At 73.7% G+C, this 8,713-nt stretch carries 9 protein-coding genes and 1 pseudogene; all 10 read right to left on the minus strand.

Going from position 1 to position 8,713, the window contains the following annotated elements; translation table 11 throughout:
• Positions 1-1,180, minus strand: a pseudogene (fliF, locus tag QFW81_RS13620) (flagellar basal-body MS-ring/collar protein FliF); the annotation flags it as partial.
• A 53-nt stretch (positions 1,181-1,233) separates the two neighbouring features.
• Entirely contained in the window at positions 1,234-1,593 is a 360-nt protein-coding gene (gene fliE, locus QFW81_RS13625) for a flagellar hook-basal body complex protein FliE (RefSeq protein WP_280579526.1), read from the minus strand.
• 83 nt (positions 1,594-1,676) lie between these two features.
• Positions 1,677-3,143, minus strand: a complete 1,467-nt coding sequence (locus tag QFW81_RS13630; RefSeq protein ID WP_280579528.1) for a sigma-54 dependent transcriptional regulator — start codon at positions 3,141-3,143, stop codon at positions 1,677-1,679.
• On the minus strand, positions 3,140-3,544 hold the full coding sequence (locus tag QFW81_RS13635; protein ID WP_280579529.1) for a response regulator: 405 nt from the start codon (positions 3,542-3,544) through the stop codon (positions 3,140-3,142). Before QFW81_RS13635 ends, QFW81_RS13630 begins: the two co-directional genes overlap by 4 nt.
• Entirely contained in the window at positions 3,544-4,935 is a 1,392-nt protein-coding gene (gene rpoN, locus QFW81_RS13640) for an RNA polymerase factor sigma-54 (RefSeq protein WP_280579530.1), read from the minus strand. Before rpoN ends, QFW81_RS13635 begins: the two co-directional genes overlap by 1 nt.
• Positions 4,936-5,135: 200 nt before the next feature.
• A complete protein-coding gene (locus QFW81_RS13645) occupies positions 5,136-5,801 on the minus strand; it encodes a response regulator (protein ID WP_280579532.1) in 666 nt (221 codons plus the stop codon).
• Between the two features lie 52 nt (positions 5,802-5,853).
• A complete protein-coding gene (locus QFW81_RS13650; protein ID WP_280579534.1) occupies positions 5,854-6,417 on the minus strand; it encodes a PilZ domain-containing protein in 564 nt (187 codons plus the stop codon).
• Complete coding sequence (locus tag QFW81_RS13655) at positions 6,414-6,695, minus strand: hypothetical protein (protein ID WP_280579535.1); 282 nt, start codon at positions 6,693-6,695, stop codon at positions 6,414-6,416. Before QFW81_RS13655 ends, QFW81_RS13650 begins: the two co-directional genes overlap by 4 nt.
• On the minus strand, positions 6,692-7,084 hold the full coding sequence (fliS, locus tag QFW81_RS13660; protein ID WP_280579537.1) for a flagellar export chaperone FliS: 393 nt from the start codon (positions 7,082-7,084) through the stop codon (positions 6,692-6,694). The genes QFW81_RS13655 and fliS overlap by 4 nt, the downstream gene beginning before the upstream one ends.
• Before the next feature lies 1 nt (position 7,085).
• Complete coding sequence (gene fliD / locus QFW81_RS13665) at positions 7,086-8,423, minus strand: flagellar filament capping protein FliD (RefSeq protein ID WP_280579538.1); 1,338 nt, start codon at positions 8,421-8,423, stop codon at positions 7,086-7,088.
• Between the last annotated feature and the right edge of the window lie 290 nt (positions 8,424-8,713).

Here is an 8,713-nt window from a genome sequence, read left to right on the forward strand (position 1 = left end):
CGGCGGCCGGCGCCCCCCCGGCGGGCGTGCCGGGAGCGGCGGCGGCCGCGACGTTGTCGACCAGCACCGCGGCGGTGACGCGGCGGATGCGGCCCGGCGCCTGGCGGGTGTGGGTGAGGGTGCGGTCGAGCTCGTAGTTGCGCACCGAGCTGCGGCTGCCCGGGCCGGCCGCGGCCTCGGCCGCCACCGGCGCCGCGAGGTCGGCCGCGTCGGGATTGTTGCTGGCGGCCCCGGGCACGCCCTGGGCGACCGCGTCGCCGCCGCCGACCGCGCTGCCGCTCTCGGACACCTGCTCGCTGCGCACCATCGCCGGCTGCGGGCCGTAGCGCTCGCTGGCTTCCTCGGTCTGGGCGAAATCCATGTCCACGCTGACCTTGGCGCTCACGCGCCCCGGGCCGGTCATGGGTTCGAGCAGTTCCTCGATGCGCTGCACGTACACCGCTTCCTGGCGGCGCTGCTGGTCGAACTGCTTGGCGCCGATGGCGTCCTCGCTCTGCGGATCGGCGTTGGAGAGCATGCGGCCGAACTGGTCGACCACGGTCACGCGTTCGGGTGGCAGGCCGGGGATGCTGGACGCCACCAGGTGCACGATCGCGTTCACCTGGCCCTGCTCGAGCGTGCTGCCGGCGCGCAGCTGCAGCACCACCGAGGCGCTGGCCGGCTCCTTCTGGCGGGTGAACGCGCTGGGCTTGGGCATCGCCAGGTGCACCCGCGCCTCGCGCACCGGGCGCAGGTTGGCGATGGTGCGGGCGAGCTCGATCTCCTGCGCGTGCTGGTAGCGCGCGCTTTCCAGGAACTGGCTGGTGCCGAAGCCCTGGTCGCCCTGCATCGATTCGAAGCCCTTGCCGTCGCCGGCCGGCAGCCCGGCCGCGGCCAGCGCCATGCGCGCCTCGCCGACCTGGTCGAGCGGCACCGCCAGGGCGCCGGTGGACGGGTCGAGCTTGAACGGGATCTGCGCCCCGCGCAGCAGCTCGGAGGCCTCCGCGGTGGACTTGGCGTCGAGCCCGGCCTGCACCGGCACGAAGTCCGGCTTCTGGCTCCAGAAGAACAGCCACAGGCCGAGCGCGATCGCGGCGGCGACCAGCGCCAGCAGGCCGAGCTGGCGCACCGCCGGGATGTCCTGCAGGCGGCCGAGGTCGCGCAGGTTGGCGGTGGCCTTGGGAAGTGCGATCACGCTCATGGTCGGTGCCGGCTGGGGATCGTGGACGGGGCGGTGGGATCAGGGGCGCCGGATCAGACCGGCATGTTCATCACGTCCTGGTAGGCCTGGACGAGGCGGTTGCGCACCTCGACCGTGGCCCGGAACGCGACCTGCGACTGCTGCATCGCGACCATCACCCGGGCCAGGTCCGCGCGCGGGTCGCCGAGCTCGAACGCGTGCTGCAGGGCGCCGGCGTTGGCCTGGGTGGCGCTGACCTTGTCGATCGTGTTCGACAGGGTCTCGGCGAACCCCGGCGTGGCCGCGGCCTTGCCCGGTCCGCCGACGCCGCCCACGTCGATCGCGTTGGAGGGCGCGACATCGCCGCGCGCGGCCCCGGTGCGCATCTCGTGCGCGCGGATCTGCGAAAGGATCGATGAGATGGCGTCGGTCATCGGGTGGGCTGCCGGTCGGTCTGCAGTGGATCAGGCAAGTCCCGTGCCACGCCCGCGTCGGAAACCCGCCGCGGACGCGCGGCTCAGGCCGCCGCCGAAACGTCGCGGTCGATCCCGTACTTGCGCAGCTTCTCCACCAGGGTGGTGCGGCGCAGGCCCAGCAGCGGCGCGGCATGCGCGACCACGCCGCCGGCCTGTTCCAGCGCGGCGCGCAGCAGTTCCAGTTCGATCTCGGCCATGTGCCCGCGCAGGTCGATGCCCTGCGGCGGCAGCGTGGTGGTGGCCGACAGCTGCGACGGGTCGGGCGCGGTGGCGGCGTGCGGGGGCTCCACGACGATCGCGGCCGACACCGGCACCGGCGCGGCCGGGGGATCGAACGCTTCGCCCGCGGCGGCGGCCGCGGCGCGGTAGCGCGCGGGCAGGTCGGCCGCACGCACGGTGCCGCCCGGGTGCAGCACGGCCAGGCGCTCGAGCAGGTTGCTCAGCTCGCGCACGTTGCCCGGCCAGGCGTAGTGGCGCAGCGTGGCGATCGCGTCGGAGGCCAGGGTCACCTGGCCGCGGCCGGACTCGGACAGCTGGCGGGTGATCGCCGCCACCAGGTCGGGCAGGTCCTCGCCGCGTTCGCGCAGCGCCGGCATCTCGATCGGGAACACGTTGAGGCGGTAGAACAGGTCCTCGCGGAACTCGCCGTTGGCGATGCGCTGCTCGAGGTTGCGGTGGGTGGCGGCGATCACGCGCACGTCGCACTTGATGGTGGTGGTGCCGCCGACGCGCTCGAAGCAGCGCTCCTGCAGCACGCGCAGCAGCTTGACCTGCATCGGCAGGCTCATGTCGCCGATCTCGTCGAGCAGCAGGGTGCCGCCCTCGGCCATCTCGAAGCGTCCCTTGCGCTGGGTCAGCGCGCCGGTGAACGAGCCCTTCTCGTGGCCGAACAGCTCGCTCTCGAGCAGGTCGGGCGGGATCGCGCCGCAGTTGATCGCCACGAACGGCTTGTCGCGCCGCGCCGAGCGCGCATGCAGTGCGCGCGAGGCGACTTCCTTGCCGGTGCCCGACTCGCCGAGGATCAGCACCGTGGTGTCGTGCGGGGCGACCTGGTCGATCATGCGGTTGAGCTGCAGCGCCGCGGCGCTGCGCCCGGTCGGGCCGAAGGTCGGCACCTCGCGGCGGGCGTCGTCGTCCAGGCGCTTGAGGCTGGCGCGGCGCAGGGCTTCCTGCAGCTGGGTGCGGCGGATCGGGAACGCCAGCGGCCACACCGACTGCGGATGCAGGTGGGCGCGCCAGGCGGCGTCGGCGGCGTGGCCGGGCAGCTCGAGCACCGGCGGGTGCAGGGCCTGGGCGGCGAGCCACGCCGCGAACACCTGCCAGGAGGCGCCGTCGCCGACGTCGCCGACCACGATCGCGACCCAGTCGCTGGCGCGGGCGCGCGACAGGTCGATGTCGGCCGCGTCGTCGACCAGGCGCGGGGTGAAGTCCATGAACTCGAGCAGGGTGGCCACGCGCTCGGCGCGGGCGCCGTCCTGGTCGAGGACGAGGATGCGGGACTCGCTCATGCCGAGGCCTCCGTGTCGGTGGCGGTGCCGCCGTCGCTGGCCAGGGCCTCGAGCAGCGGCAGCACTTCGTGGATGTAGGCCAGCTTGCTGACGAAGGCGTCGGCGCCGGCGCGCAGCGCGTGCTCGCGGTGCTCGCCGTCGTCGAAATGGCTGGCGATGACGATGTAGGGCGGATCGTCCTGGGCCTTGATCAGGCGCGTGGCCTGCAGCCCGCCCATCTCGGGCATGGCCAGGTCCATCAGCACCACGTCCGGGCGCAGCACTTCGCACTGGGCGATGGCCTCGACGCCGTTGCCGGCGGTGCCGGCCACGGTCAGCCAGGACAGGCGGCGCAGGTGGCGCATGGCCGCGGAGATGAAGCCGGCATGGTCGTCGACCAGCAGCACGGAAATCTGGCGCATCAGGCGGTCTCCTGCCGGGCCTGGCGCGGGGCCAGGCGCTGGCGTGCACGGGCGGGGCCGATCGCCAGCTGGTCGCGGTACTTGGCCACGGTGCGGCGGGCGATGCGGACGCCCTGGCGGGCGAGGATGCCGGCGATCACGTCGTCGGCGAGCGGGGCGGTGGCGGGCTCGTCGTCGATCAGGCGCTTGACCATCGCCTTGACCGCGGTGCCGCTCACGCCCGCGCCTTCCAGGCGGACGGCGAACAGGCGCTTGAGCTCGAACGTGCCGCGCGGGGTCTGGATGTACTTGCCGTTGACGATCCGCGAGACGGTGGACTCGTGCACGCCGATGCTGTCGGCGACCTCGCGCAGGGTCAGCGGCAGGATCGCCTCCGGGCCCTGGTCGAGGAAAGCGTGCTGGCGCTCGACCAGCGCCTGCGCGGTGCGCAGCAGGGTCTCGTTGCGCATCGACACGCCGCGCACCAGCCAGCGCGCCTCGTCCAGCAGGCCGCGCAGCACGGTGTGCTCGCTGCCGGCCAGCGCACGTTCGCAGTGCGCCGCCAGCCGCACGCGCGGCGCGGCACGGCGGTTGAGCGCCACCCGCCAGGCGCCGCCGGCATGCCAGGCGACCACGTCGGGGACGATGTGTTCGTGCACGCCGTCCACCGGCGCCTGCACCGGGTGCGGGCGCAGGCCGAGGATCATCGCCAGCGCCGCGCGCACGAGCGCCGCGTCGGCGCCGGTCGCGGCGGCGATCGCGGCCTCGTCGTGCGCGGCCAGCAGGTCGACGTGGTCGGCGAGGATCCGCAGCGCCAGCGAGCGGGCCGCGTCTTCGGGCAGGGCGCGCAGCTGCGCGGACAGGCATTCGCGGGCGTCGGCGGCCGCCATGCCCGGCCAGTCGCCGTGCAGCAGGCGCAGGCGCAGCACGCCGACGTCGCCGGCGCGGGCCGGGAACGCGTCGCGCGCGGCGGCGAGCAGGGCATCGAGCGGCTGCTCGAGGTAGCCGCGGTCGTCGCAGTGGTCCAGCCACCAGGCCGCGACCTCGAGGTCGGCCGGCGCCCAGTGCAGGTCCAGCAGGCGCAGCAGGCGCAGGCGCGGGTCGCTCGACTCGCCCTCGGCGATGCGCAGCGTGGCGTCGTCGTCGGCCGCGCCGACGCTGCCGCCGGACAGGAACGCCGGCTCGGGCAGTTCGTCCCAGGCCGCCGCTTCGAGGGCCGCGGTCTCCGGGGTGGTGGCGTCCTCGGGCTCGTCCCCGGGCTCTTCCTGCTCCAGCAGCGGGTTGCGCTCCAGCGCCTGGCGCAGCTCCTGCTCGAGCTGGGGCGCGGTGAGCTGCAGCAGCCGGATCGACTGCAGCAGTTGCGGCGTCAGGTTGACGCCCTGGACCATGCCCACCCGCAGATTCGCTTTCATCGCCCTGTCCCCGTGCGCCGGCAGGTCGCCGGCGAGTGGGGCCATCGTGAGCGTGCCGTGACGGTTTCCGAATCAGGGCGCACCCGGGTCCGCATCGGGGCGTTCCCGGTCCGATGTCGGGGACTCCCCGACATTGCGTCATCTTTCCGACGCGGGGGGTGCAGAAGGTGACGCGAACCGACGCGGCGCGTCACCCGGGCTCAGGGGCGGTCGTGCAGCCGCATGGCGATGCGCAGCAGCTCGCCGGCATTGCGGCAGCCCAGCGCCTCCATGATCCGCGCGCGGTGGGTTTCCACCGTCTTGACGCTGATCCCGAGGTCGCCGGCGATCTGCTTGGTGGTGCGGCCGGCGCCGATGGCATCGAGGATCTCGCGCTGCCGGCGCGGCAGCGCGTCGACATTGCCCTCGCCACGGGCGCCGTTGCGGAACCCCTGCAATTGCGGTGCCTGGACGTGGGGGCTCAGGTAGGTGCGGCCGGCCGCGGCCGCGCGCAGCGCGATCTCCAGCTCCGCCGGCGCGGCTTCCTTGACCACGAAGCCCATCGCGCCGCGCGCCAGCGCTTCGCGCACGTGCAGGGCGTCGTCGTGCATCGACATGATCACCACCGCGCTTTCGGGGCAGGTCGTGCGCAGTTCGGCCAGGGCATCGAACCCGCTGCGCCCCGGCATCGACAGGTCGAGCAGGACGATGTGCGGCAGGGACTCGCGCGTGCGCAGCACCGCCTCGTCGGCGTTGCTGGCCTCGGCCACGACTTCGATGTCCGCGAACGACTCCAGCAGCCGGCGCAGGCCGGCACGCACCAACGTGTGGTCATCGCAGATCAGTACTCGCAGCAACGCTACCCCCTCCGCTTGCCGCGCCACCATAGCGCGCGTCGCGGGCACGCGTCGCGGGCCCGCACGAAGTGTGACAGGGTACTCAGCTTCCCTGTCGGGGACGTCGGCTCTCGGCCACCGCGCGCCGATGGATCCGGAACAGGTGCCGCTCCAGCGCCGCTTCGAGGGCCGGCGGCAGCGGATCGAAGCGCAGCCAGCAGCGCAGCCCCTCCGGGGTCTGCTCGCGGGCGATCTCGGTGGCCGGCAGCTGCAGGGTCGAGGGCAGCCAGTCGGCGGGACGGACCCGGAACAGGCCGCCCTCCGGCGCGTCCGGCGGCGGTTCGGACAGCAGCAGGCACGCGCCGCGCGCCGACCATTGCAGGAACCGCACCGGGTCGGTGTCCTCGTGCCGGCACAGGCTGGCCACCAGGGTGGTCAGCAGGTCGAGCTTGGCCTCGATCCGCGGCAATGCGTGGTCGCCGGTTTCCGGCTCCTCCGTGCGCGGGCCGTCTTCGACCACCGCCAGCGCGCGCAGCAGGGCCTCGCCGCTGGCCGCCAGCACCGGGTCGGCGCGCCGCGGCCGCGGCACGAAGGCCGCCGGGCGCAGTTCCTCGCAGGTCAGGCTGTCGCCGAACAGCAGCTCCGCGGCGGCGGCGGGCGTGGTCACGCCAGTTCCCGCAGCCAGGCGCGTGCCCCGCGCTGGTCGTGGCCGAGCCGGTCGAGCGCGCGCCCGACTTCGTCGCGCGCGGCCTGGATCTCGGCCGCCAGCGCCTGTTGCGCGGCCAGCAGCGCGCGCCAGGGCGCCTGCGGCTGGGTGCTGAAGTCGACCGTGGACACGGCCGCGATGACGGCCCGGTCGTGCGCCTGCAGCAGCGCGGTGGCGTGGTCCCAGGCGTCGGCGGCGATCGCCGCGCGCACTTCGTCCACCGGCAGCACCGGGATCACGGCGACCCCGCGGGGGCGATCGCCAGCCAGGCCGATTCGATGTCGCCGAGCAGGTCGTCGACCTCGAGCAGCGGCGCGGCGTCGTTCTCGGCGTTGGCCGCGAGCAGGCGCCGCTGGGCATAGTCGTACAGCGCCTGCAGCCCGTCGGCGATCTCGCCGCCGGCCTCCAGGTTGAGCGCGCCGTTGAGGCCGCCGATGATCGCGCTGGCATCGCTGATCGCCTGCGACTTGCGGGTCAGGTCGCCGCGCTGCAGGCAGGCGGCCGCCAGTCGCGCGCGTTCACGTGCGCCCGCGAGCATCAGGGCGATCAGCCGGTGCGGGCTGGCGTCGAGCGCCGCGCTGGACACGCCGGTCTGCCGGTACTGGTTGGCGAGGGTGCGGGCGTTCATGTCAGTCCGTGGAAGGGCGGGCGAGCTGCTGGGTCAGGAAGTCGCTGCTGGTCTGGAGCGAGCTGAGCAGCACGTCCAGGGCGGTGAACTGGGTGCGGTAGCGGGCCTCGGCCTGGCTCATGCGGAAGTCGAGGGCGCTGCGCTGGTTGGCCAGCGTCTTGCTGCGCTCGGCGAGGCTGTCGTTGCGGCTCTCGAGCAGGCCGTCGCTCTCGACCAGGCGGTCGACCACCGCATCGAGCCGGCCGACCATGCCGTCGCCGCCGGAGAACACGCGCGCGGCGGCCTCCGGGGTGGCGGCCAGGCCCTTGTCGAACGCCGCCTCGTCGAGCTTGAGCGTGCCGTCCTTGTTGATCGTGATGCCGATCGCCTTGAGGTCGGTGACGTTGTCGCCGATGACGTCGCGCAGCTCGCGGGTGGCGTTGCGCACCATCGCGTCGCCGTTGAGCGCGGCCGCGACCCGGGTGCCGGTGTTGTAGGCGGTGGTCTGCGCGATCGCGCCGAGCGCGGCGTTGTAGGCGCTGACGAAGCTCTTGGCCGCGCTGCGCTGGAGGCTGGCGTCGCCTTCGATGCGCAGTTCGCGCACGGTGCCGGGCTCGGCCTTGGTGAGCGTCAGGCTCACGTTGTCGATCGCGTCGAGCGTGTTCGACGCGCTGGTCCGCTCGATGCCGTCGATACGCACTTTCGCATCGGCGGCCGGCAGCAGCTGGGTCAGGCCCGAGACACCCTCGGGATCGTAGGCCAGGGCCGACAGTCCGCCGTCGCCACCGCTGGCGGCGACGGTCAGGGCGCCGGCGCTGCCGGTGTCGACCGCGTTGAGCACCAGGTGCGGGCCGTCGTCGCCGGTGACGATGCTGGCGGTGACGGTCTTGCCGCCGGCCTTGGCGTTGATCGCATCGCGGATGTCGGCCAGGGTGTTGTCCGGTGCGGTGATCTCGACCTCGATCGAGGTCTCGCCGGCGCTGATGGTCAGCGTGCCGGTGCCGACCGCGGCATCGGCCGCGAAGGCACCGGAGGTGAGCTTCTGCGCGCTGGCCAGCGCCAGCACTTCGATCTGGTAGCGGCCCGCGGCGGCGCCGGCTTGGGTCGTCGCGGAGAAGTTGGCTTCCGGCGGCAGGATCGCCTTGCGCGCCTGCAGGTTGTCGCTGGACGTCAAGGCGTTGACGGCGGTGCCCAGGGTGGAGAACGCGCTGCGCAGCGCACCGATCGCCGAGACCTGGGCGTTGACCTGGCGTTCGCTGCGGTCGATGCGGGCATCGGCCTGCGCGCGGTCGGCGGCGACCAGCTGCGCGACCATGGTCGGCACGTCGAGCTTGCCGGCGGTGCCGATGGTGGTGCTCATCGCGGCGCCTGCCGGTGGCACGTCGGGGCAGCGGCATGGGCCGGGCGTTCAGGGCGCTGGCGGTGCATGGCGGGCTCCTCGACGGAATGGGTGCGGGTGTCGCGGCAGGACAGGCGCCGATGGCGCAGTGGAACGGAAATTCCGCAGGCGCTGCGCAAGCCGGGTCCGGCGTGCGTGGGGCGCGGCTTGCGCAGCGCCCGCGGGAAACGACACAACGTGTTGCTGGAGAGACTCGACGATGGGCGCGATGCGCGGACGCGCGCCACGCCCACCGGTGACCGTGGACGCGG

Origin of the sequence: Luteimonas kalidii (genome assembly GCF_029887935.1) — a bacterium.
Lineage (GTDB): Bacteria > Pseudomonadota > Gammaproteobacteria > Xanthomonadales > Xanthomonadaceae > Luteimonas > Luteimonas kalidii.

Coding starts and splice junctions, on each gene's coding strand:
- fliE (WP_280579526.1), bottom strand. CDS start 1,593: ATGACCGACGCCATCTCATCGATCCTTTCGCAGATCCGCGCGCACGAG.
- QFW81_RS13630 (WP_280579528.1), bottom strand. CDS start 3,143: ATGAGCGAGTCCCGCATCCTCGTCCTCGACCAGGACGGCGCCCGCGCC.
- QFW81_RS13635 (WP_280579529.1), bottom strand. CDS start 3,544: ATGCGCCAGATTTCCGTGCTGCTGGTCGACGACCATGCCGGCTTCATC.
- rpoN (WP_280579530.1), bottom strand. CDS start 4,935: ATGAAAGCGAATCTGCGGGTGGGCATGGTCCAGGGCGTCAACCTGACG.
- QFW81_RS13645 (WP_280579532.1), bottom strand. CDS start 5,801: ATGGTGGCGCGGCAAGCGGAGGGGGTAGCGTTGCTGCGAGTACTGATC.
- fliS (WP_280579537.1), bottom strand. CDS start 7,084: ATGAACGCCCGCACCCTCGCCAACCAGTACCGGCAGACCGGCGTGTCC.
- fliD (WP_280579538.1), bottom strand. CDS start 8,423: ATGAGCACCACCATCGGCACCGCCGGCAAGCTCGACGTGCCGACCATG.